Source organism: Pontivivens nitratireducens (genome assembly GCF_011290545.1).
Taxonomy (GTDB): Bacteria; Pseudomonadota; Alphaproteobacteria; order Rhodobacterales; family Rhodobacteraceae; genus Pontivivens; species Pontivivens nitratireducens.
Window position 1 is genome coordinate 1,914,365 of the sequence record NZ_CP049811.1, and the last position, 20,765, is coordinate 1,935,129.

General features: G+C 62.7%; 22 protein-coding genes and 1 pseudogene. 10 read left to right on the forward strand and 13 right to left on the reverse strand.

Features of this window, described 5'->3' with window-relative positions; all coding sequences use genetic code 11:
- Positions 1 to 31: 31 nt before the first annotated feature.
- From G8E03_RS09475 to G8E03_RS09500, 6 genes are all read right to left on the reverse strand, one after another.
- Positions 32 to 1,126, reverse strand: a complete 1,095-nt coding sequence (locus tag G8E03_RS09475) for an ABC transporter ATP-binding protein (RefSeq protein ID WP_166191015.1) — start codon at positions 1,124 to 1,126, stop codon at positions 32 to 34.
- Between the two features lie 181 nt (positions 1,127 to 1,307).
- Positions 1,308 to 2,087, reverse strand: a complete 780-nt coding sequence (locus G8E03_RS09480; protein ID WP_166191017.1) for an SDR family oxidoreductase — start codon at positions 2,085 to 2,087, stop codon at positions 1,308 to 1,310.
- 21 nt (positions 2,088 to 2,108) lie between these two features.
- Positions 2,109 to 3,437, reverse strand: coding sequence for a phosphoglucosamine mutase (gene glmM, locus G8E03_RS09485; protein ID WP_166191019.1), 1,329 nt, complete (start codon positions 3,435 to 3,437; stop codon positions 2,109 to 2,111).
- Positions 3,434 to 4,489 carry a dihydropteroate synthase gene (gene folP / locus G8E03_RS09490; RefSeq protein WP_166191021.1) on the reverse strand — a complete coding sequence of 352 codons (1,056 nt, stop codon included), beginning with the start codon at positions 4,487 to 4,489 and terminating at the stop codon, positions 3,434 to 3,436. The genes glmM and folP overlap by 4 nt, the downstream gene beginning before the upstream one ends.
- Entirely contained in the window at positions 4,486 to 5,184 is a 699-nt protein-coding gene (locus G8E03_RS09495) for an HAD-IA family hydrolase (protein ID WP_205793051.1), read from the reverse strand. Before G8E03_RS09495 ends, folP begins: the two co-directional genes overlap by 4 nt.
- A complete protein-coding gene (locus tag G8E03_RS09500) occupies positions 5,157 to 5,714 on the reverse strand; it encodes a thioredoxin family protein (protein WP_166191025.1) in 558 nt (185 codons plus the stop codon). The genes G8E03_RS09495 and G8E03_RS09500 overlap by 28 nt, the downstream gene beginning before the upstream one ends.
- 214 nt (positions 5,715 to 5,928) lie before the next feature.
- On the opposite strand from G8E03_RS09500, the gene tatA reads away from it, so the two are divergent.
- Genes tatA through G8E03_RS09520 form a run of 4 tightly spaced genes read left to right on the forward strand, consistent with a single transcriptional unit; the run spans position 5,929 to position 8,425 of the window.
- Positions 5,929 to 6,186, forward strand: coding sequence for a twin-arginine translocase TatA/TatE family subunit (gene tatA / locus G8E03_RS09505; protein WP_166191027.1), 258 nt, complete (start codon positions 5,929 to 5,931; stop codon positions 6,184 to 6,186).
- Positions 6,187 to 6,212: 26 nt separating this feature from the next.
- A complete protein-coding gene (tatB, locus tag G8E03_RS09510; protein WP_166191029.1) occupies positions 6,213 to 6,752 on the forward strand; it encodes a Sec-independent protein translocase protein TatB in 540 nt (179 codons plus the stop codon).
- A 3-nt stretch (positions 6,753 to 6,755) separates the two neighbouring features.
- Positions 6,756 to 7,598 carry a twin-arginine translocase subunit TatC gene (gene tatC / locus G8E03_RS09515; RefSeq protein ID WP_166191031.1) on the forward strand — a complete coding sequence of 281 codons (843 nt, stop codon included), beginning with the start codon at positions 6,756 to 6,758 and terminating at the stop codon, positions 7,596 to 7,598.
- An 11-nt stretch (positions 7,599 to 7,609) separates the two neighbouring features.
- Positions 7,610 to 8,425 carry an ATP-binding protein gene (locus G8E03_RS09520; protein WP_430693244.1) on the forward strand — a complete coding sequence of 272 codons (816 nt, stop codon included), beginning with the start codon at positions 7,610 to 7,612 and terminating at the stop codon, positions 8,423 to 8,425.
- Between the two features lie 80 nt (positions 8,426 to 8,505).
- On the opposite strand, the gene G8E03_RS09525 is transcribed toward G8E03_RS09520, so the two are convergent.
- The 6 genes from G8E03_RS09525 to serS all read right to left on the reverse strand — a co-directional run bounded on the left by G8E03_RS09525 (position 8,506) and on the right by serS (position 13,866).
- Complete coding sequence (locus tag G8E03_RS09525) at positions 8,506 to 9,699, reverse strand: M23 family metallopeptidase (protein WP_205793053.1); 1,194 nt, start codon at positions 9,697 to 9,699, stop codon at positions 8,506 to 8,508.
- Positions 9,700 to 9,771: 72 nt separating this feature from the next.
- On the reverse strand, positions 9,772 to 10,443 hold the full coding sequence (locus G8E03_RS09530) for a protein-L-isoaspartate(D-aspartate) O-methyltransferase (RefSeq protein WP_205793055.1): 672 nt from the start codon (positions 10,441 to 10,443) through the stop codon (positions 9,772 to 9,774).
- Positions 10,440 to 11,228, reverse strand: a complete 789-nt coding sequence (gene surE / locus G8E03_RS09535) for a 5'/3'-nucleotidase SurE (RefSeq protein WP_166191037.1) — start codon at positions 11,226 to 11,228, stop codon at positions 10,440 to 10,442. The genes G8E03_RS09530 and surE overlap by 4 nt, the downstream gene beginning before the upstream one ends.
- Positions 11,229 to 11,285: 57 nt before the next feature.
- Positions 11,286 to 11,984 carry a tryptophan-rich sensory protein gene (locus tag G8E03_RS09540; RefSeq protein WP_166191039.1) on the reverse strand — a complete coding sequence of 233 codons (699 nt, stop codon included), beginning with the start codon at positions 11,982 to 11,984 and terminating at the stop codon, positions 11,286 to 11,288.
- A gap of 57 nt (positions 11,985 to 12,041) precedes the next feature.
- Complete coding sequence (locus tag G8E03_RS09545) at positions 12,042 to 12,512, reverse strand: DUF1203 domain-containing protein (protein ID WP_166191041.1); 471 nt, start codon at positions 12,510 to 12,512, stop codon at positions 12,042 to 12,044.
- 64 nt (positions 12,513 to 12,576) lie between these two features.
- The gene (gene serS, locus G8E03_RS09550) at positions 12,577 to 13,866 is read right to left on the reverse strand and encodes a serine--tRNA ligase (RefSeq protein ID WP_166191043.1); all 1,290 of its coding nucleotides are present in this window, start codon (positions 13,864 to 13,866) and stop codon (positions 12,577 to 12,579) included.
- A gap of 219 nt (positions 13,867 to 14,085) precedes the next feature.
- Here serS and G8E03_RS09555 point away from each other — a divergent pair.
- Positions 14,086 to 15,167, forward strand: a protein-coding gene (locus tag G8E03_RS09555; RefSeq protein ID WP_166191045.1) for an IS3 family transposase whose coding sequence is annotated in 2 segments (ribosomal slippage) — positions 14,086 to 14,341 and positions 14,341 to 15,167 — 1,083 coding nt in all. Because the reading frame shifts where the segments join, the coding sequence is not laid out codon by codon here.
- Here G8E03_RS09555 and G8E03_RS17700 read toward each other — a convergent pair.
- Positions 15,095 to 15,409, reverse strand: coding sequence for a pentapeptide repeat-containing protein (locus G8E03_RS17700; protein WP_166194071.1), 315 nt, complete (start codon positions 15,407 to 15,409; stop codon positions 15,095 to 15,097). The genes G8E03_RS09555 and G8E03_RS17700 overlap by 73 nt on opposite strands.
- 231 nt (positions 15,410 to 15,640) lie before the next feature.
- On the opposite strand from G8E03_RS17700, the pseudogene G8E03_RS09565 reads away from it, so the two are divergent.
- The 5 genes and pseudogenes from G8E03_RS09565 to G8E03_RS09585 form a co-directional block, all read left to right on the forward strand.
- Positions 15,641 to 16,606: pseudogene (locus tag G8E03_RS09565) on the forward strand (IS481 family transposase); the annotation flags it as partial.
- A gap of 624 nt (positions 16,607 to 17,230) precedes the next feature.
- Entirely contained in the window at positions 17,231 to 17,554 is a 324-nt protein-coding gene (gene yajC, locus G8E03_RS09570; RefSeq protein WP_166191047.1) for a preprotein translocase subunit YajC, read from the forward strand.
- A 5-nt stretch (positions 17,555 to 17,559) separates the two neighbouring features.
- Positions 17,560 to 19,191 (forward strand): protein translocase subunit SecD, encoded by a 1,632-nt coding sequence (secD, locus tag G8E03_RS09575; RefSeq protein ID WP_166191049.1) that lies wholly within the window; start codon positions 17,560 to 17,562, stop codon positions 19,189 to 19,191.
- 8 nt (positions 19,192 to 19,199) lie between these two features.
- Positions 19,200 to 20,198: a protein translocase subunit SecF gene (gene secF / locus G8E03_RS09580; protein WP_166191051.1), complete on the forward strand. Its 999-nt coding sequence runs from the start codon at positions 19,200 to 19,202 to the stop codon at positions 20,196 to 20,198.
- A gap of 147 nt (positions 20,199 to 20,345) precedes the next feature.
- Positions 20,346 to 20,702 (forward strand): Mth938-like domain-containing protein, encoded by a 357-nt coding sequence (locus G8E03_RS09585; protein ID WP_166191053.1) that lies wholly within the window; start codon positions 20,346 to 20,348, stop codon positions 20,700 to 20,702.
- Positions 20,703 to 20,765 lie beyond the last annotated feature (63 nt).

The window sequence follows — 20,765 nt, forward strand, 5'->3', positions numbered from 1 at the left end:
ATTTCCCTGCGCCGATTTCATTGTCCGAAGGTCAGGCGGACGTGTTCCATGGATCGTCCACCCGGCTTTGCGTAAGACAGGGAAACACATGTGCATGGTCCCGGCGCAGCGACATGACCAGCGGGGTGCCCACGGGGGGCATGAAGACACCGGGCACCACCGCCTTGAGCAGCGATCCGTCATGGTCCATAGCCAACTCCACTAGGCTCTGATTGCCCATGAACCGGGCGCGGACCACCATGCCGCGCGCCGGAACGCCATGCTCCACCGTCGGACGGACCGGGCTGTTGGGCCGGTCAAAGTCGAGGCGGCAATGCTGCGGGCGGAACACGATTTCGACATCGGCGCCGTCAACCAGCGCGGGGGTCAGGAACGGACCGAAGGGCGTGTCGGTCTGACCTTTGCCGACCACACCGTGAACCACGTTCACATCCGAGAAGAAGGCCGCCGCCTGCCGGTCCACCGGTTTGGTATAGATGGTGTAGGGCGCGCCGAGCTGTACGATCCGCCCCTTGCGCATCAGGGCGATCTTGTCCGCCATGCGCATCGCCTCATCCGGTTCGTGCGTGACCAGCAGCACGGCGGCGCCTTCCTCACGCAGGATCTCAAGCGTCCGGTCGCGGATGCCGTCGCGCAGGCGATTGTCGAGGCCCGAGAACGGCTCATCCATCAGCATGATCGCCGGGCGCGGGGCCAGTGCGCGGGCCAGGGCGACGCGCTGCTGTTCCCCCCCCGACAATTGATGCGGATACTTGTCGCCATATCCCGCCAGCCCGACACGATCGAGCAGTTCGTGCACCCGATCCAGCTTGCCCTGCCGCGATCCGCTCAACCCGAAGGCCACGTTGTGCGTCACGTCCAAATGCGGAAACAGCGCGAAGTCCTGAAACATTAATCCGACGGAGCGTTTTTCAGGTGGAATGCAGAAAGACGCATCTGCGACCAGTTCGCCGTCGATATGAACGGTGCCGTGGGTCGGCCCCTCCACTCCGGCGGCCATGCGCAGGGTCGTGGATTTTCCGCATCCCGACGGGCCCAACAGGCACGTGACCTCCCCCGGTATCAGGCTGAGCGTAAGGTCGCTGACCACCCGCGTGCCATCGTAATCGCGGCTGAGGTCGGTCATTTCCAGTCTCGGCTGCGCGGTGGGCACGGGGTATCCTAGCAAATTCGTCAGGTTCCCACCGCAGATAGCAATGCGTTCAGGTCACGGCAACCCTGCGATAGGATACAGCCCCTGCCGCCCGCCCGCGTAGCGCAGGGGAATATCCCTGCCGGTGGTTGCCGGCAGGGCCTATGCGCCCGCGTCAGATCGTAGCGTTCGTGCCGCCGCCATCATGCAGAATGTTCTGCCCGACGATGAAACCCGCATGGACCGAACACAGGAACGCGCAGGCTGCACCGAATTCCTGCGGCGTGCCATAGCGACGGGCCGGGATGGTGGCCTGACGTTGCTTCTGTGCTTCCTCCATCGTGATGCCCTGCGCCTTGACCACACCGCCGTCCAGCGACTGCGCGCGGTCGGTGGCGTGGATGCCGGGCAGCAGATTGTTGATGGTCACGCCATATTCCGCTACTTGGCGAGAGGTCCCCGCGACGTAGCCGGTCAGACCGGCCCGGGCGGAGTTTGACAGGCCGAGCGCGGGGATCGGTGCCTTGACGCTTTGCGAGGTGATGTTGACCACACGGCCCCAGCCTCGGTCGATCATGTGGGGCAGGGTGTGCTTCATCAGCATGATTGGGGTCAGCATGTTGGCGTGCAGAGCCTTCTCGAAATCGTCGATCTCCCAGTCGGACCACAGGCCGGGGGGCGGGCCACCGGCATTGTTGACCAGAATGTCGGGATCAGGTAGCACGGAGAGCACTTCGGCGCGGCCCTCCTCGGTCGTGATATCGCAGGCGACGGTCTGCACGTTGACGCCATGCGCCGTGCGGATCGCGTCGGCTGTTTCCTCCAGCGTGCTGGCAGTCCGCGCGTTCAAGACCAGATCGACACCTGCGGCGGCGAGGGCCTCTGCGCAGCCACGGCCCAAGCCCTTGGAGCTGGCGCAGACGATGGCCTTCTTACCCTTGAGTCCCAAGTCCATGATGTATCCTCCTGTTTTCGTTCACTTCGTGTTCTTGACGGCGGCGGCGATATCCATGACCACCTCGCGCAGCAATTCGGGGTTCTCATGCTCACCCATGACGCGGATCAGCGGTTCCGTGCCCGACGCGCGGATCACCAGACGGCCCTTGTCGCCAAAGCGGCTCTCACCCTCCGCCATGGCGGAGGTGACGGCCTCGGCCTGCAACGGTTCTGTTCCGGGGGTGAACTTCACGTTCTCCAACAGTTGCGGCACCTTGTCGAAGACGTGCAGCAGCTTGCTGGCAGCCTGCCCGCTTTCCACCAGAGCGGCGAGGATTTGCAGCCCCGCCAGCAGACCATCGCCCGTGGTCACGTGGTCGAGCAGGACGATATGCCCCGATTGCTCCCCGCCCAGCCGGTGGCCCGAGGAGCGCATTTCCTGTACCACATAGCGGTCGCCCACCTTGGTGCGGGTCAGGCCGATGCCGCTCTTGGCCAGATAGCGCTCCAGCCCAAGGTTGGACATGACGGTGCTGACCAGCGAATCGCCGCGCGACAGGCGGCGTTTCGCGATCAGGGCCATGATCTGGTCGCCGTCCGCCACCTCACCCGTTTCGTCCAGCACGATGATGCGATCCGCATCGCCGTCCAGACACAGGCCTATATCCGCGCGGTATTCCACGACCGCCTTTGACGCACGGCGCGTGTCGGTCGAGCCGCAATCGAGGTTGATGTTATAGCCGTCGGGCTGCACGCCCAGCGGAATGACCTCCGCCCCCAGTTCCCACAGCACCTGCGGTGCCACGCGGTAGGCCGCGCCATTGGCACAGTCAAGAACGATGCGCAGGCCGTTCAGGCGCAGATCGCGCGGGATCGTGGTCTTGATGAATTCGGCGTAGCGCCCGACGCCGTCATCCACCCGTTTGGACCGCCCGATATCACGCGGAGGAACCAGCGGCGGCAGGTCGCGGACCAGCGCCTCGATCTCCAACTCCGCCTCATCGGACAGTTTGAACCCGTCAGGGCCGAAGAACTTGATGCCGTTATCTTCAAAAGCGTTGTGACTGGCGGAGATCATCACCCCCAGATCGGCGCGCATGGAGCGGGTCAGCATCCCCACAGCAGGCGTCGGCAGCGGTCCCAGCATCAGCGTGGACATGCCCACCGCCGCGAACCCGGCGGTCATCGCAGTTTCCAGCATGTAGCCGGAGCGGCGTGTGTCCTTGCCGATCACCACGTTGTGCGCATGATCGCCGTTGCGGAAATAGGTGCCGGCGGCCATGCCCAGCCGCATCGCCATCTCGGCCGTCATGTTGCCCTGATTGGCGCGGCCGCGTACACCGTCGGTGCCGAAGAGTTTTCTGGTCATCGCGGATGCCTTTCCGATATTGTAGTGTCGTCCCGATCTGCGGGCAGGTTGAGGGCGGACCAGACGCGCAGCGCCTGAACTGCGCCCTTCGTATCGTGAACGCGCAGGATCTGCGCGCCCTGACGTGCCGCCTCAATCATGACGGCATGGCTGCCGGGATCGCGCCGGGCCGCGATCTGCTCCCCTGTCAGGGTGCCGATGAACCGTTTGCGCGAGGCACCGAACAGGATGGCGCAACCCAGCCCGTGAAACAGGCTCAAGCCCCGGATCAGGGTCAGGTTATGGTCGTGCGTCTTGCCAAAGCCGATGCCGGGATCGACCAGCATCAGCTCGCGGTTGAGGCCGTGCGCCTCCAGCTCGCGGATGCGCCTGTCCAGCCAGTCGTAGACGTCCAGCAGCACGTCGTCGTAGTGCGGGGCCTGCTGCATGGTCTGCGGGTCACCCTGTGCGTGCATCAGGCAGACCGGCACGCCCAGTTCGCGGGCCGCATCGGGGGCCGCGGGATCGTGGGTCAGGGCGGAGACGTCGTTGAACAGGTTCGCGCCCCGTGTTCTGGGGTCGCGGGCCATGGTTTCGCGGGCAATCGCCCCCTTGCGCGTGTCGATGGAGATCGGCAAGTCGATGCCGTCGGCGCGGATCGCATCCAGCGCGGGCAGGACGCGGGCGCGTTCCTCCTCCAGCGTCACAGGCGTGGCACCGGGGCGGGTGCTCTCACCGCCGATGTCCAGAATGTCGGCACAGTGATCGCGCATCTGCCGCGCGTGGATCAGGGCGGCATCCCCCTGATTTCGCCCCCCGTCCGAGAAGCTGTCGGGCGTAACGTTGAGTATTCCCATAATGCGCGGCTGGTTCAGGGCCATCGCGCCGATGGGCGCACGCGGACGCGTCAGGCGGTCGATCAGGTCGTCGGGCAGGGTGGAGGCCGCCGCGAAGCGGGACGGGCCGCCGCGTGTCAGCACCTCGACTTCGCGGAACCACAGCCCCCCTCCGGCCAGCGGCAATGCGTCGGCGGGCATCGGCCCGGACTGAACCAGAGGACGCGCCCGGATCATGTTTGCACCTGTAGGTCGGACTTTGCGTGCAGATCAGACAGCACGGCAGGCAGATCGGCCCAGTCGGAAAAGGTTGCATCCGTCGCGAAGGCGGGCTGTTGTCCGTCAGGCGCGAACAGGACGAACCGCGCCCCCGCATTGGCTGCCGTTTGCGCATCCACGTCCCGATCCCCGACCATCACCACCGGTCCATCGGCCGAAAGCTGCGCTGCCGCATGATGCAACATCGCGGGATCGGGTTTGAGCACGTCCAGCGTTCCGCCCCCGGTCAGACCCTGAATGGGCGGCATCAGGTGCAAACCTTGCAGGATTTGACGGGCCTGTGCCTCGGGCTTTTGCGTGCAGACGGCCATCTGGCAGCCCTGTTCGGCCAGTTTGTGCAGGGTTTCGCTGACACCGGGATAGGCCCCGGTGCCGCGCAGGGGATCGGCCCCGTAGATCGCGATCATGCGGGCCAGATGCGGGCGCAGGTCGCCGCCGGGTACGCCGCCTGTCGCCTCCAGCACACGCTTGACCTGCTGGCGCATTCCGTGGCCGACGAACGACTTGTATCGTGCGGGCTCAACCGGGGCGCGGCCAAGCTCGCCCAACATCACATTCGCCGCAGCCGTCAGGGACGGCACGCTGTCGATCAGGGTTTCGTCCAGGTCGAAGATCAGGCGAAAGTTCACGCGGCCCGCCACTTGATCGAACATCCGACGGAGGGGTGCTGAACCTCGGGGCCGTGGCCGGTCAGGGCGACGTGGTGCATCGCCTCGATCAACTCGGGGCGGGTGTCTGCGTCGGCCGGATCGCGCCCGGCGCTGTCGAGCCTGCCGCGATAGCGCAGTTTCAGCATCGCATCGAAGCCGAAGATGTCCGGCGTGCACACCGCGCCATAGTCGCGTGCCACGCTCTGCTCGGCGTCATGCAGATAGGGAAAGGGAAAACTGTACCGGGCAGCGAACGCGCCCATGTTCTCGAAACTGTCCTGCGGGTAGGCCTGCGCATCGTTGGAGCAGATCGCCGCGACGCCGTAGCCCAGTTCGTGCAGTTGCGCGCCGGTGGTGGCCAGACGTTCCGCCATCGCAACGACATAGGGGCAGTGATTGCTGATGAAGAACAGGGCCAGCCCGCGCACACCGCGCAGATCGCCCAGCGACCACAGCGTTCCGTTCGTGTCGGGCAGGGCGAATTCCGCCGCAGTCCAGCCCGGTTCGTGTTCATTGCCGCGTGCGGTGGTCATCTGGTGCGCTCCCGTTTTGTTTCAGGCCATATAGAAGTCCCACAGGCGCAGGGCAATTGTCACGGTGTTTCCCGGCCCGCCTGTTTGTGCGGGAAATGGATGCGTCAGGCGAAATGGGGGTTTGAACGCTACCCTGAAACCACATACATATCGTTGTAGGATAGTGGCCGGGACTGACCCCGCGCCGGGACAATATTTTGCAGGAGGGGCAATCATGCTCAACAATATCGGCCCCATGGGCCTCATCCTTATCGCTGTTGTCGTGTTGGTCCTGTTCGGACGCGGCAAGATCTCGCAACTGATGGGCGATGTCGGCAAGGGCATCACCTCGTTCAAGAGGGGCATGGCCGATGGTCAGGCCGAGCAGGACGAGGAGGGCAAGATCGAGAGCGCCCGCGATGTGACCCCCCCTGCGGCGAAAGCCCCCGTGCACGATCCGGCCCGCGACTCCGTAAAAGAGGACCGCGCCTGATCCGGCCGGATATGTGAGCCTCCAGCATGTTTGATATCGGTTTTTACGAAATGATGCTGGTGGGTGTCGTCGCACTCATCGTCGTCGGCCCCAAGGATTTGCCCCGTATGTTCCGCACTGTGGGCGAATATGTCGGCAAGGCGCGCGGCATGGCGCGGCAGTTCCAGTCCGCGATGAACGACGCGGCGCGCCAGACGGAATTGCAGGAGGTGAAAAAGGCGATGGACGGGGTCCGCTCCGCCACCGACCCGCTGAACGCGGCCAGCAAATCCGCACGCAATTATGCCAAGTCGATGATGGCGGATATCGACCCTTCGGCAAAGCCGCGCGATCCCGATCAGGCCCGGCGCGATGCCGCCGCCGCAGCCAATGCCGCATCCGAGGCGGGCTTTCCGCATTTCGAGGATGTGGACGATCATTCCATGATGCCCCCGCGTCCCTCCGCCCCCGAGGCGGAAGCGCCTGAGATGGATACGCCCGAAACGGAAGCGCCCGAAACGGCAACCTCCGAAACGCAAGCCGGGCCAATGACTCCGCCAGCGACCCCAGCGCGAAAAGAGACCTGACAGATGGCCCAGACTGAACCCGAAGATCAGGCGGCCATGCCGCTGATCGAGCATCTGGCCGAATTGCGCACCCGTATCATCCGCTCCGTCCTGGCGCTGCTGGTGGGGGTGGTGCTGTGCTTCTTCATCGCGGAACCGACGCTGAACTTCATCGCCGAACCGATTTCGGATGTGCTGCGCGCACGGGGCGAGGATCCTCGGTTGATCTTCACCGCGCCGCAGGAAAAGCTGTTCGTTCTGTTTCGCATCTCGATCCTACTGGGACTGGCCGTCAGCTTTCCGGTGATCGCCTATCAGATGTGGCGGTTCGTGGCGCCCGGGCTCTACACCAATGAGAAGGGCGCGTTCCTGCCCTTCGTCATCGCCTCGCCCCTGATGTTCCTGTTGGGCGCGTCCTTTGCCCATTACGTGGTGACACCGCTAGCGATGGACTTCTTTATCGGGTTTTCGGACGTGGTGCCGGCGCTGGCCAATCTGGTGGGCGGTCAGGACGCGGATCCGGTGGTCGCGCAGAACGAGGAGTTGAAGACGGTTTTCCTCGGCTCCGTTCGCGAAACGCTTGATATCTCACTGAAATTCATCTTCGCCTTCGGCATCTGTTTCCAGTTACCGATCCTGTTGACCTTGATGGGCAAGGCCGGCCTGGTCAGTGCCGATGGATTGAAGGCGATGCGCAAATATGCCGTGGTCGGCATTCTGGTGGTGGCGGCATTGGTCACGCCGCCCGACGTCATCACGCAGGTGATCCTGTTCACCGTGGTCTACGCGCTTTACGAAATCTCGATCTGGCTGGTCTGGTGGGTGGAGCGCAAGCGGGCCGAGGAAGAAGAGGAAGAGTCGCTTTGACCTCTGACGCGATGGAGCGGATCGCCCAGGCGTTGGAGCGGATCAGCCCGCCACCCGCCGCCGCGCCTGACTGGGCGGGCAACGCCTATATCTGGCAAACGGCGCCGGATCGCTTGCAGGTGGTGGAGCAGGTATCGCGCGTGCCGCTGGACCTGCTGGTCGGCATCGGACGCGCCCGCGATACATTGGTCACGAACACGCGACAATTTGCCGTCGGTCTGCCCGCGAACAACGTCCTGCTATGGGGCGCGCGGGGCATGGGCAAGTCCAGTCTGGTAAAGGCAGCCCATGCCGAGGCCGGGCAGGGCACCATTCTGATCGAGATCCTGCGTGAAGATCTGCCCAGTATCGGCCGCTTGCTGCGCCTGCTGCGCGGCACCGACCGCCGTTTCCTGCTGTTTTGCGACGACCTGTCGTTCAACCACGACGATGCACATTACAAATCGCTCAAGGCTGTGCTGGACGGCGGGATCGAGGGCCGGCCCGAAAACGTGATCTTCTACGCCACGTCGAATCGCCGCCACCTGATGCCCCGCGACATGATCGAGAACGAGCGCGGCTCCGCCATCAATCCGGCCGAGGCGGTGGAGGAGAAGGTCAGCCTGTCGGACCGCTTCGGCCTGTGGCTGGGGTTCCATTCCTGCTCTCAGGACGAATATCTGCGGATGATTCGGGGGTATTGCGATCGCTACGGTATCGCAATCGACGATGAAACCTTGCACGCCGAGGCGATCGAATGGCAGCAAACGCGCGGCGCGCGCTCCGGCCGGGTGGCATGGCAATACGTGACCGATCTGGCCGGGCGGCAGGGCGTGGCGCTGGATTGAAACCTTGCCTCCGGCGGGGATATTTCGAGAAAGTGAAAGCAGTCCCGTTGGTCAAGTATCCACGCCGGAGGCAGCTTTCCTTAGAGATATTCCGCCGGGTTCGTATGCTGCATACCGCGACGCACCTGGAACTGGACGGACGGATCTGCCCGCTCCGCCACTGTGCCGAGTTGCTGTCCCTGGGAAATACTGTCGCCCCGTGCGACGTTCACGCCGGTGATGCGACCGTAGACTGTCACCAGATTGTTGGGATGGCGCACCATCACGATGGTGTCCAGATCGCCCACGGAGCGGGAGACGAGGACGACCTCACCATCTGCGGCGGCACGAACCGGCGCTCCAACCGGGGCGGAGAAGTCTATCCCCTCGTTCCGGTCGGCGCCGTTTGGCGAATAGGGGCGCAGAATCGGGCCATCGACAGGCGGCACGAAGATGCCGCTGCCGGAGCGGAACTGGCCCAAATTGGGGCTTTCGGGTGTTTCGACAGCGAGGGTGGTGTCCTCGGGCAAGGGTTGTGCGGCGGATGGCGGCGGGGTCAGCACGGCGGCGACGCCGGGCAGCACGGCCTGCGCATCGGGCTGCACGACGGTGACGGGCGCTTGTGGCAGGCTGGGCGCAACAGGTTGGGTCGTGGTGACGGAACCGAATGGAATCTCAATCCGCTGTCCGGTGCTGAGCGCGAAATCCGCGCCGAGGCCATTCCAGTCGGCCAATGAAGTAACCGGAACGTCGTAGAGCCGCGCGATGGAAAACAGCGTTTCCCCCGGTGCGACGGTATGGGCGAGTGGCGCGGCGGTGTCGGTCTGGGTCGTGGTCGCGGGCGCGCCGATGGCGCCGGTCTGGACCGAGGGCAGGGTCGAGCGGTCAATTGCGGCGGCGGCGATGTCCGGGCTCCACCCGCCTGTGGCGACAGCGGCCCCCGGTGCGTAGCGATCCGCGCGTGGCGGCAGCACCATTTCTTCACCCGCGTTCGGGGTGTAGGCGACAGGCAGGCCATTGTAATTGGCCAGTTCGGCGGGTGAGAGGCCGACCCGCGTGGCCATGTCGATCAGGCTGTCATCCTGCCCGGCCACGATCACCTGATAGCTGCCACGATCCGACACGCCACGGGCGTCCGCAACAGGCGCGGCCACGATGGGTGCGGTTGGGATCGGAGCGGCGGCGACGATGGCGGGTTGATCCGGGGTGGAGCCGCGGAACACGACGGGCGCGGGGGCTTCGTTCTGGGCGGTGCAAGCGCTCAACAGGATCGACCCGCCGAACGCGAGGGACATGGAAATGGACCGGGATGACATGGCGGTACTCTCTTTTGCTCGAAACGGGCCTCGGACGTCTGGTTTTAGGGTCTATCCGTCCGCGATATCTTCGGCCACGCCTTCCAGCAGCGGCACGAAACGAACGTCGCCCAGTTCACTATACTCCAGACCGTCAGCGGTTTTAACGACTTTTATCAGGTGCTGCACGGTATCGCTTTGCCCGACGGGCAGGATCATGATGCCGCCCTCGCGCAGTTGATCGACGAGGATTGCGGGCGGGTCCTCGGCCGCGGCGGTGACGATGATGCGGTCGAAAGGGGCCTGTTCGGGCAGGCCGGAGGTGCCGTCCCCGGTAATGACGGTCACGTTGTCAGCGCCCATTTCGGCCAGCGCCGCGCGGGCCTGTCGCGCCAGCGGGCGATGTCGTTCCACGGTATAGACCCGCCGCGCGAGGTGGCTGAGCACGCCTGCCTGATATCCCGATCCCGCCCCGATTTCGAGCACCTTGCAACGCCGATCCACTTGCAACGCCTGCGTCATCAGGGCCACGACCGAAGGCTGGCTGATCGTTTGCCCGCATGAGATCGGCAGGGGAATATTTTCGTAGGCACGCGCGCGGAATATCCCGTCGAGAAACAGCCCCCGGGGCGTTGCCTCCATCGCGTCGAGCACGGCGCGATCGCGCACCCCCTCCTGTTGCAGAGCGAAGATCAGCGCCCACCGGGCCTCGTCCTGAGGGGAAGGGGCGACGGGTGGTCTCACGACAGGATGTCCTCCAGCCCCGATACCAGATCGCGCGCGGTCAGATCGGCCCGCAGTGGGGTCACGGTAATGTGACCTTCGGATGATTCACGCGCATCGGTGCCGGGGGCGCAGGTGTGATTGCCCAGCCCGTGCTGAATCCACAGATACCGCCGCCCGTTCGGTGCGTCTTGTGGTGAGATGCCGAAGGGGGAGCCGCCGCGTTCCCCCTGTATGGTGGCCTTCACGCCCTTGACCTGATCGGCGGTCACCGGCGGGAAATTGATGTTGTAGAACACGCCGTATCGGCCGCCCTGTTCCCATGTCGCCTTGTTGAGCAATTGTCGCACGACGCGTGCGCCATGTGCGGTTGCGGCCTCGAACCCGTCCGCCATTTCCCGGCTGCCGGGGCCGTAATATTGCGACATGGCGATGGCGCGGACCTTGTGCAGAGCCGCCTCCATCGCGCCGCCGATCGTGCCGGAATATAGCGTATCCTCCGCGACATTGTGGCCCCGGTTCACACCGGACAGCACCAGATCGGGGGGGCAGTCCTTCATCACGTCGAAAAGCCCTGCCATGATGCAATCGGCAGGAGAGCCCGCAACGGCGAAGCGGCGGGGGCCGTGTTGCTCGATCCGCATCGGGGTGACGTAGCTGATGCAATGGCCAACGCCGGATTGCTCCATCGCGGGGGCGATGACCCAGACTTCCCCGTCGGGGCCGGCGATTTCGGCGGCGATAGCCTCGGCTGCTTTCAGACCCGGGGCCATGATGCCGTCGTCATTGGTGATCAGGATGCGCATTCGGTCCTCCGCTTTGCGCAACTGTGTAGGGATCGGTTGCTGTCCGGTCCAGTCGGGTCAGGCCATTTTCCGCCGGTACGTGGCGAGAAGGACACCCCCCAGCACCACGATGCCCATTCCGGCAAGGATCGCCACGTCAGGATGCGGCGATGCCGCCTGCGCCACCACGCCGATCAGCGCCCAGATCACCGCCGCGCCGTAGCCGGGAACAAAGCCGAGGTTCCACTGGATCGCCGCGGCAAACAGGACGGCTGCGGGCAGCAGCACCCGGGCCCAACCTACATCGCCGAAGATAAGACCGTAGCCGGCGGTGAGCAGGCCGAGGCTGACGAAGCTGGCGGCAGTCAGCCATCCAGCATAGAGGCCCAGCGGCAGGTCCATGCGCCACGGCTCATGCGCCTTCAGACCGAAAAACAGCGCCAACAGCGCACCGAACAGCATGATGAGGATCAGCAGCGTCGCCCAGACCGGGCTGTAGCCCGCGACCGGCAGCCAGATCACCCCGATGGCGAGGCTGATGGTGAGAGGGAATTTCTTGTTGCTCCACGCCGGATCGTCGGCCCGCAGGACACCGAAAACGGCGTGAACGATCAGCGCCACGTAGATCACCCCCCAGATCGAGAAAGCCCAACCGGCAGGCTGGATCGCAGGGTCCTCCTGCGGGATGGGGTAAAGGCTTGGCTCGAAGCCATTAAACCGGATGAAGAAGGGCATTGCGGCAAAGGCGACAGCCAGAAACAGGATGAGAAAACGCATCGGTGCACTCCTTTGCGCAAATCACATGGCGCAGGGCACGGAGGCGTCAACGGGCTGTCAGGTGCAACAACGAATTCGTGTGTGGAAACAGTTGTTGCGGGCGGAGCGGACATCGACGAAAGCGACCTCGGGGTCCGTAAGGATCGCCTCGGCCGTGCGGGGGATATCTGCTGTCGCGACGATCGCTCCGGTACCGTAGCGGATGCGATAATCGGCGGTATAGCCCTTGAGCAGATAGGCGGGGCTGCTGAGGAACTGAGGAATTTCCGCCGATGGGCCCGGGGCCTCGCAGGGCCTGGCGCACAGGAAAATCGGGCCAACCTCGGCATAGGGTTGCGCGGTGGGGAACGGACGGTAGGCGGCGATCAGATAGTCCTCACCGGCGGGCACGTGGGCCATGCAGTGACGGCAGGGAATGCCTGAACCGTCGCTGGTGGCACGTTCCGCGCGATTGCCCCAGAAATCGGGGCCGCCTGATTGCAGAGCGCGAACCTCATCGGTGGGCAGGGGGTGGAACTGAATGGTCATGGCGGGCCTCCTCTGGCCCACCATTTTCATCGAATCGCCGGGTCAGGCCACCCGGATCATGCGTTTAGCTAAAGCTGCCATCCGCAGTGATCGTCGTCTTGCCACCCAGATACGGCACCAGCGCGTCCGGCAGCCTGACGGAGCCATCGGCCTGCTGACCGTTTTCCAGCACCGCGATCAGGCAGCGACCGACGGCAAGGCCGGAGCCGTTGAGCGTGTGCACGAATTCCGGCTTGCCGCCCTGCCCGGGGCGAAAGCGGGCATTCATTCGGCGGGCCTGAAAATCGCCGGTCGTCGAGCAGGACGAGATTTCGCGGTAGGTGTTCTGACCGGGCAACCAGACCTCAATGTCATGCGTCCGGCGCGCGCCGAACCCCATGTCGCCGGTGCACAGCACCAGCGTGCGATAGGCCAATCCCAGTCGATCCAGGATGGCCTCGGCGCAACCGGTCATCCGGTCCAGCTCGGCCCGGCTTTCGTCGGGATGGACGATTGAGACCATCTCGACCTTCTCGAACTGATGTTGACGCAACATGCCGGAGGTGTCGCGCCCCGCGCTGCCCGCCTCGGACCGGAAGCAGAGGGTATGGGCGGTCATGCGGCGGGGCAGGGTCGCCTCCTCCAGCACGTCGCCGGACACCGAATAGGTCAGCGTGACTTCCGATGTGGGGATCAGCCACCAGCCGTTGGTGGTCTGATAGCTGTCATCACCGAATTTCGGCAGCTTGTCCGTGCCGGTCATTGCTTCTTCACGCACCAGCACGGGGGTGTTGGTTTCCTCCAGCCCATGCTCGGTCGTGTGCATGTCCAGCATGAACTGCGCCAACGCGCGATGCAGGCGGGCCATTGCGCCGCGCAACACCACAAAGCGAGAACCGGAGAGCTTGCCCCCCGTCTCGAAGTCCAGCCCCTTGGCGGCGGCCAGCTCGAAATGCTCGACCGGGGTGAAGTCGAAGGTCGGCGGGGTGCCCTTGCGGCGCATCTCGACATTATCGGATTCGTCCGCGCCGTCGGGCACATCGGCATCGGGGATGTTGGGCAGGCGCATCAGGCGGTCGTCCAACTCCTCCTGCGCGGCCTTCGCATCGGCTTCGAGGCGGGCGATCTCGTCCTTCTTTTCAGCGACGAGGGCACGCAGGCGGGCGAATTCTTCCTCATCCCCGTTGGCCTTGGCCGCACCGACCTGCTTCGAGGCGGCATTCCGTTCCTGAAGCGCATCCTGCGCCGCCTGGATCGCCTCACGCCGTTTGGCATCGAGCGCGATCAGGTCGGAGGAAACCGGCGCATCCCCACGCCGCGCGAGGGCGGCGTCAAAAGCGGCAGGGTCGTCGCGGATGATGCGGATGTCATGCATGGGATTGCTCCGGGTAGTGGTTTGGTGCGGGGGTTATGGGGGATTAAGTGAGGGGAGGCAAATCTAGATTGGAGCCATCAAGGGTGGCGCTCCAGACATGACTTTCATTGACGACGAACGCGGCACCAGAAAAATCAGTGTCTGTAAGGTGGTAATCCCCCCTATCTTAAGGGGATGCGGAAGTAGAATTTTCTCGGCAGGATGACTGAGGAGATTCCGATGAAGAAGACACCCGAAGCCCGGATCATGGGCGTGCTGCGCCAGATGGAGGGCGGTGTGCCTGCTGTCGAGCTGTGCCGCGAACATGGCATGAGCAGCGCCACGCTATACAAATGGCGGGCGAAGTATGGCGGGATGGACGCCAGCCTCATTAGCGAGATGAAGGCTATGGCGGAGGAGAACCGGCGCCTGAAGCGCATGTTTGCCGACGTCAGCATGCAGAACGACCTGCTCAAGGAGGCTTTGGGAAAAAAATGACACGGCCAGCTCAACGCCGAGAGTTGGCCGGGAAAGCGGTGGCGATGAAGGGCGTCAGCATTGCGCTGGCGTGCCGGGCATTCGACGTCAGCGAGACCTGCTACAGGTACAGTCCCAAGCTGGACGAGGAGAACGAGCAGATCGCCGACCTGCTTCTGGGGCTGACGAAGGCGAAGATGACCTGGGGCTTCGGCCTGTGCTTTCTGTACCTGCGCAATGTCCAAGGCCATGGCTGGAACCACAAGCGCGTCTACCGGATCTACCGCGAGCTGGAGCTGAACCTGCGGATCAAACCGCGCAAGCGCCTGAAGCGGGAAAAGCCCGAGGCGCTGGCGGTTCCGGAGGCTGCGAATGAGGTCTGGTCCATGGATTTTATGGCAGATCGCCTTGGGGACGGTCGCCAGTTCCGGCTGCTGAATGTCCTGGACGACTTCAACCGTGAAGGGCTGGGTATCGAGGTCGACTTCTCGCTACCCGCGGAACGCGTCGTCAGGGCGCTGAACCAGATCATCGAATGGCGCGGTGCGCCTCGAACCATTCGAGTCGACAACGGCCTAGAATATATCAGCGGCACCCTAATGGAATGGGCCGAAAACAAGGGCATCGCCTTGGCCCACATTCAGCCGGGGAAACCGCAGCAGAACGCTTATGTCGAGCGCTACAACCGGACGGTCCGGCACGAATGGCTGGACCTCCACATCTTCGAAAGCATCGACGAGGTGCAGCAGATTGCTACTGAATGGCTCTGGTCTTACAACCATGAACGCCCCAACATGGGCAACGGCGGGATGACCCCCGCCCAGAAACTGAGAATGGCCGCGTAAATTCTACGGCCAAGCCCCCGCAAAAATGGGGGGATTACCAGGTCAGCGCCTCTAAAACTTGCGAATGGCTGAGGGTAGTATCCAAGCATAGCGTTACGGAAGCGCGCTCTTTGAAGGTCAGTAGAGTCAAAAACTGCACCGAAAGCGCAAGCGTCATCGAAAACACTATCATCCGACACAGAGTCTGAGAAGTCAGTGTTAATTAATTGCGCGTTCCGTAAATTTGCGTTTGGGGCTGAAATATTCCTTAAGTAACAGTCGCTTAGGTGATAATTCTTCTACTGCCATCGCTGATGGATTTGTTCGACTTTAAGATTTTTAGGATCTCTGCTCACAACGGCTAAAAATGCGGCTTCTATGTCTACTCTTGGAGATGCTAGGTGTTCCATCCCGGATGATCACATAAGCCCTCGGCGATCGGCGCTTTTCATGGCAAGATCGGTCCTCAGGGAAGTTCGGGACGGGGCGCGACCATGTTGATCCACCTTCACAAGCAAGCCACAACGACGCCGAAGGTTCGGGCCGCGATACAAGCGAGCACGGAGCCTGCGCCAGTACTGGCCGAGCGTTTCGGGGTCACGGAGCAGACGGTCTATAAATGGCGGCACCGGGATAGCGTCGAGGATCGCAGCCACACGCCGCATCGGCTTCAGACAACGTTGACGCCCGCGCAGGAAGCGGTCGCGGTTGCCTTGCGCCGGACGCTTTTGGTTTCGCTCGATGATCTGCTTTCCGTGGTCAGGGAGTTCCTGAACCCGAACGTCTCGCGCTCCGGTTTGGACCGTTGCCTGCGACGGCATGGTGTGGGAAACCTCCGCGATCTCAAGGCTCAGGACCAGAAGCCGAAGCACAGCACCTTCAAGGCCTACGAGCCCGGATACATCCATATCGATGTGAAATACCTGCCGAAAATGGAAGATGAGGTCTCGCGGCGCTATCTCTTCGTGGCAATCGACCGAGCGACCCGCTGGGTCTTCATCCGTGTGTTCAGGGCCAAGACCGCCGCCAACGCGCGTCGCTTCCTACGCGATCTGGAACGCGCTTGCCCCCTGCGTATCCGCACCATTCTTACGGACAACGGCAAGGAGTTCACCGACCGCCTCTTCGGCCTGCGCAAGCGCGCGGCCACGGGCGCGCACGAGTTCGACCAGCTCTGCTCAGCCCTCGACATCGATCATCGCCTGACACCGCCAAAGTCACCCCAGACCAACGGCATGGTCGAGCGGTTCAACGGCCGCATCGAAGAGGTGCTGCAAAGCCACCATTTCCGATCAGGCGAAGAATTGGAGACGACGCTGCACCGGTATGTCTGGCTCTACAACCAGCAGCTCCCGCAATCAGCCTTGGGCAGCAAGACGCCATTGCAGGCGATGAAAGACTGGCACAAAATGAAGCCGGAGCTGTTTAAAAAACAGCCATACTACCTTCTGGGATGTGACAACTACGGCATAGTCTTTAGCATATTCAGTCTGGTTCGAGGCGTTTGCGCGGATGTAAGCGCAGAAAATTTCCATTATGGACAAATAATCATCTAAGTTATCTCGAGACAGTCTCTGAAGAGCGTAAATTGCTCCAAGTCCTACCTCTAAGTTAGGTACACTCTCCTCAATTTGCATTGCAACGATGGCACCACCACTCTCTACGTTTTGGGGTGCTGTCTTAATAATTTTCGTAGATCCTATCTGCTCTATTGCTCTAGTAAAATGATCGGTGAACAGGCCCTGTTCTGCAGTCTGTGATTGGTGTTGAGCAACCCTTGTCCTCCAGATCACGAAGGGGAGGCCGATGAGGGCCACCAGAAAGTACAGATAGCTTCGCAACTCCCCGGTGCCGCCTACCAACGCTTCGAAGCTGCGGAACAGCACCAGTGCCAGCAGGCCAGTGCCGATTAACACGACGACGCTGAACAGCAATGGCCCCAACCAGCGCGCGACCTCGTAGCGGGGTGTCTTGCTCAATCCGATCCATTCGCGAAACGTCATTCCAGCCTCATCGTCTTGCGCCAGGTCCGGCCACGCTATAGGTGTCACCCGACTTCGCACAATCGACCTTCGGAGAAATCTATGTTCGTGACCCCTGCATACGCTCAGGCCGCCGGTGGCGCCGGTGCTGGCATCGCCCAGTTCCTGCCCATCATCCTTATCTTCGGTATCGTCTACCTGTTGATGATCCGTCCTCAGCAAAAGCGGGTGAAGGAGCATAAGGCCATGGTCGAGGCATTGCGCCGTGGCGATATGGTCGTCACCCAGGGCGGCCTGATCGGCAAGGTTTCCAAGGTCAAGGAAGATGACGAAATCGAGGTCGAGCTGGCCGAAAACGTCAAGGTGCGGGTCGTCAAGGCGACCGTGGCGCAGGTGCTCAGCAAGACCGAACCGGCCAAGGACTGATCCAAATGCTCGGCTATCCCCTCTGGAAGAAGATCGGCGTGGTGATCGTTTGCCTCGCCGCGCTTCTGTTTTCCGCGCCCAACCTGTTCTATGCGCAGGTCGAGGCATCAAACGATGCTGTCGCCGCGGGGCAGGAGGGGAACTGGCCGGACTATCTGCCCTCCGATCTGGTGAATCTCGGGCTGGATTTGCGCGGTGGTGCGCATCTGCTGGTCGAGGTGCAGGTCGAGGACGTCTATCAGGACCGTATGGATGGCATCTGGCCCGAGGCGCTGCGCGTTCTGCGTGAGCAGCGTGATGCGGTCGGCACCGTCCGACAGGTCGATACGGAGCGTGGCGAATTGTTGCTGCGCATAGGGGAGGCATCGGGTCAGCAGACGGCGATCGAGGCCTTGCGCGAACTGGCGCAACCGATCACCACGTTGACCGGCATAGGCTCCACCGACATCGAGGTTTCCGCCGAGGGAACCGATCTGATCCGCATCCGCCTGAGCGATGCAGAGAAATCGGCGACGGACGACCGCACCGTCGCCCAATCGGTCGAGATCGTACGCCGCCGGATCGACGAAAGCGGCACCCGAGAGCCGACCATCCAGCGGCAGGGCGACGACCGCATCCTGATCCAGGTGCCGGGCGTCGGTTCCTCGCAGGAGGTGTTGGACCTGATCGGCACCACCGCGAAACTGGGCTTTCACCATGTGGTCAGCGCCACGACGGACGAGAATGCGCGCCCCGGTGCGGGCAACCTGCTGCTGCCTTCGGTGGATGAGCCGAGCAGCTATTACATCGTGGAGCGTCGCGCCATCGTCAGCGGCGATCAACTGGTCGATGCGCAATCGACCTTCGATCAGAACAACAATGCCGCAGTATCCTTCCGGTTCAACGCGCAGGGCGCGCGCATCTTCGGCGATCATACGGCGGAGAATGTCGGAAACCTGTTCGCCATCGTGCTGGATGATGAGGTCGTGTCGGCCCCGCGCATCCAAAGCTATATCCCCGGCGGCTCCGGCATCATAACGGGTCGCTTCACCACGCAGGAGACGGCGAACCTGTCGATCCTGCTGCGGGCGGGTGCCTTGCCCGCGGAACTGGTGGTGCTGGAACAACGGACCATCGGGCCGGAACTGGGGGCCGATTCAATCGAGGCGGGACGTCTGGCCACCATGGTCGCCTTCGTGGCCGTACTGGTCTTCATGGGGCTGAGCTACGGCCTGTTCGGTCTGTTCGCCAATGTCGCGCTGATCTTGAACGTGGCGATGATCTTCGCCATTCTGTCGGTTCTGGGGGCCACGTTGACCCTGCCCGGGATTGCGGGGATCGTGCTGACCGTCGGCATGGCGGTGGATGCGAACGTGTTGATCTTCGAGCGTATCCGTGAGGAACTGAAATCCGGTAAAGGCCCCGCGCGGGCGATCCAGCTGGGTTATGACAAGGCGTTCACGGCCATTCTGGACGCGAACATCACCACCTTTATTGCCGCAGTGATCCTGTTCGTCATCGGATCAGGTCCGGTACGCGGGTTTTCGGTGACATTGGGCGTGGGGATCGTCACGTCGGTCTTTGCCGCTCTGTTGATCACCCGCCTGCTGATCGTGACGTGGTTTGACCTGCGTCGCCCGAAAACCATCGAAGTGTGAGCGGAACCATGCGTCTGAAACTGGTACCCGAAACGACGAAACTGAATTTCTTCAGGTTTCAAAAGGTTACATTCGGTCTGTCCGCGATCGCGGTTGTCGCCTCAATCGTGCTGTTCGCTGTTGTCGGTCTGAACTACGGCATCGACTTTCGCGGCGGCTCCGTCATCATGACGGAAACGCCCGGTCCCGTGGCAACGCAGGAATACCGCGATCTGCTGGGTGAGCTTGAGGTCGGCGATGCCACGGTCAGTGAGCTGCGTGACCCGGCGGCGGAACTGACCGGCGCCGCGCAGTATTCCGCCCTGATCCGCATCGAACAACAGGACGATGAGGACGCGATCCAGAACGACACCGTGCAGATGGTGGTCAACGCCTTGCAGGAACGGTTCGAGGGGCTGACGATCCTGTCCACGGAGAGTGTGGGCGCCAAGGTTTCGGGCGAACTGGTGCAGGACGGCATCCTGGGCGTTTCTCTGGCGGTTGTGGCCGTGCTGTTCTACATCTGGCTGCGGTTCGAATGGCAGTTCGCGCTGGGGGCGGTGGCCGCGCTGGTGCATGACGTGATCCTGACCATCGGCGTGTTCAGCCTGATCGGTCTGGAATTCAACCTCTCGATCATCGCGGCGATTCTGACCATCGTGGGCTATTCCCTGAACGATACTGTTGTCGTGTTCGACCGGGTGCGTGAAAATCTGCGTCGTTACAAGAAGATGGCCCTGAAGGACCTGCTGAACCTGTCGTTGAACGAAACGTTGAGCCGCACAGTGATGACATCCCTGACCACGCTGATCGCGCTGTCGGCGCTCTATGTGCTGGGGGGTGAAGTCATTCGCGGATTTACCTTCGCGATGATCTGGGGCGTGGTCGTCGGCACCTATTCGTCGGTGTTTGTGGCGTCTCCGATTCTGCTGCGCCTCGATGTGAAGCGCGACTGGTCCAAGGAGGGTGACGGCCCGACAGAAGGCCCGCGCAAGGGGAATTCCAAATACGCGCATATCGATGCGTAAGCTGCGCGAATTCGGACGTGAGATCTTGTTTTGCCTCGTTGGCGGATTGATAGCATGGGCCGCAATCGACTACTTCGGCGGCCCTGACATTGCCTCGGAAACCATGGAAGATTATATCGAAGAGTAGCCGGGACGGGGGATTTCGCTATGCAACTCAACGAGATCAGCTATCAGAATGCCCGCCCCGTCGATGGCTACGGGCCGGGGTTTTTCCGTGTGGATGGCAAGGTGATTGAGGGTCCGGTTGCGCTGTTGCCGGACGGGGCCGGTCCGTGGGGTGGCGATGCCGCAACGTTTCTGGCCATTGCGGACAGTATCGACGTCCTGTTTCTGGGCACAGGCGACGAAATCGCCAATGGACCGGAGGATCTGGTTGCGGAGCTGGAATCAGCCGGGATCGGGGTGGAGGTGATGTCCTCCCCCTCTGCCTGTCGCACATATAACGTATTGTTGAGCGAAGGTCGCCGCATCGCCGCAGCCTTGCTGCCCGTCACGGTGACGTGACCCCCGACCGATTCCACCTGTAGCGGTGCATCCCGTGTGCAAGCATCCGTTTGGATCGTGAAC

Excerpts from the sequence above, each read along its gene's own strand:
- G8E03_RS09475 (WP_166191015.1), bottom strand. The coding sequence starts at position 1,126 with ATGACCGACCTCAGCCGCGATTACGATGGCACGCGGGTGGTCAGCGAC.
- G8E03_RS09480 (WP_166191017.1), bottom strand. The coding sequence starts at position 2,087 with ATGGACTTGGGACTCAAGGGTAAGAAGGCCATCGTCTGCGCCAGCTCC.
- glmM (WP_166191019.1), bottom strand. The coding sequence starts at position 3,437 with ATGACCAGAAAACTCTTCGGCACCGACGGTGTACGCGGCCGCGCCAAT.
- folP (WP_166191021.1), bottom strand. The coding sequence starts at position 4,489 with ATGATCCGGGCGCGTCCTCTGGTTCAGTCCGGGCCGATGCCCGCCGAC.
- G8E03_RS09495 (WP_205793051.1), bottom strand. The coding sequence starts at position 5,184 with ATGTTCGATCAAGTGGCGGGCCGCGTGAACTTTCGCCTGATCTTCGAC.
- G8E03_RS09500 (WP_166191025.1), bottom strand. The coding sequence starts at position 5,714 with ATGACCACCGCACGCGGCAATGAACACGAACCGGGCTGGACTGCGGCG.
- tatA (WP_166191027.1), top strand. The coding sequence starts at position 5,929 with ATGCTCAACAATATCGGCCCCATGGGCCTCATCCTTATCGCTGTTGTC.
- tatB (WP_166191029.1), top strand. The coding sequence starts at position 6,213 with ATGTTTGATATCGGTTTTTACGAAATGATGCTGGTGGGTGTCGTCGCA.
- tatC (WP_166191031.1), top strand. The coding sequence starts at position 6,756 with ATGGCCCAGACTGAACCCGAAGATCAGGCGGCCATGCCGCTGATCGAG.
- G8E03_RS09520 (WP_430693244.1), top strand. The coding sequence starts at position 7,610 with ATGGAGCGGATCGCCCAGGCGTTGGAGCGGATCAGCCCGCCACCCGCC.
- G8E03_RS09525 (WP_205793053.1), bottom strand. The coding sequence starts at position 9,699 with ATGTCCCTCGCGTTCGGCGGGTCGATCCTGTTGAGCGCTTGCACCGCC.
- surE (WP_166191037.1), bottom strand. The coding sequence starts at position 11,228 with ATGCGCATCCTGATCACCAATGACGACGGCATCATGGCCCCGGGTCTG.
- G8E03_RS09540 (WP_166191039.1), bottom strand. The coding sequence starts at position 11,984 with ATGCGTTTTCTCATCCTGTTTCTGGCTGTCGCCTTTGCCGCAATGCCC.
- G8E03_RS09545 (WP_166191041.1), bottom strand. The coding sequence starts at position 12,512 with ATGACCATTCAGTTCCACCCCCTGCCCACCGATGAGGTTCGCGCTCTG.
- serS (WP_166191043.1), bottom strand. The coding sequence starts at position 13,866 with ATGCATGACATCCGCATCATCCGCGACGACCCTGCCGCTTTTGACGCC.
- yajC (WP_166191047.1), top strand. The coding sequence starts at position 17,231 with ATGTTCGTGACCCCTGCATACGCTCAGGCCGCCGGTGGCGCCGGTGCT.
- secD (WP_166191049.1), top strand. The coding sequence starts at position 17,560 with ATGCTCGGCTATCCCCTCTGGAAGAAGATCGGCGTGGTGATCGTTTGC.
- secF (WP_166191051.1), top strand. The coding sequence starts at position 19,200 with ATGCGTCTGAAACTGGTACCCGAAACGACGAAACTGAATTTCTTCAGG.
- G8E03_RS09585 (WP_166191053.1), top strand. The coding sequence starts at position 20,346 with ATGCAACTCAACGAGATCAGCTATCAGAATGCCCGCCCCGTCGATGGC.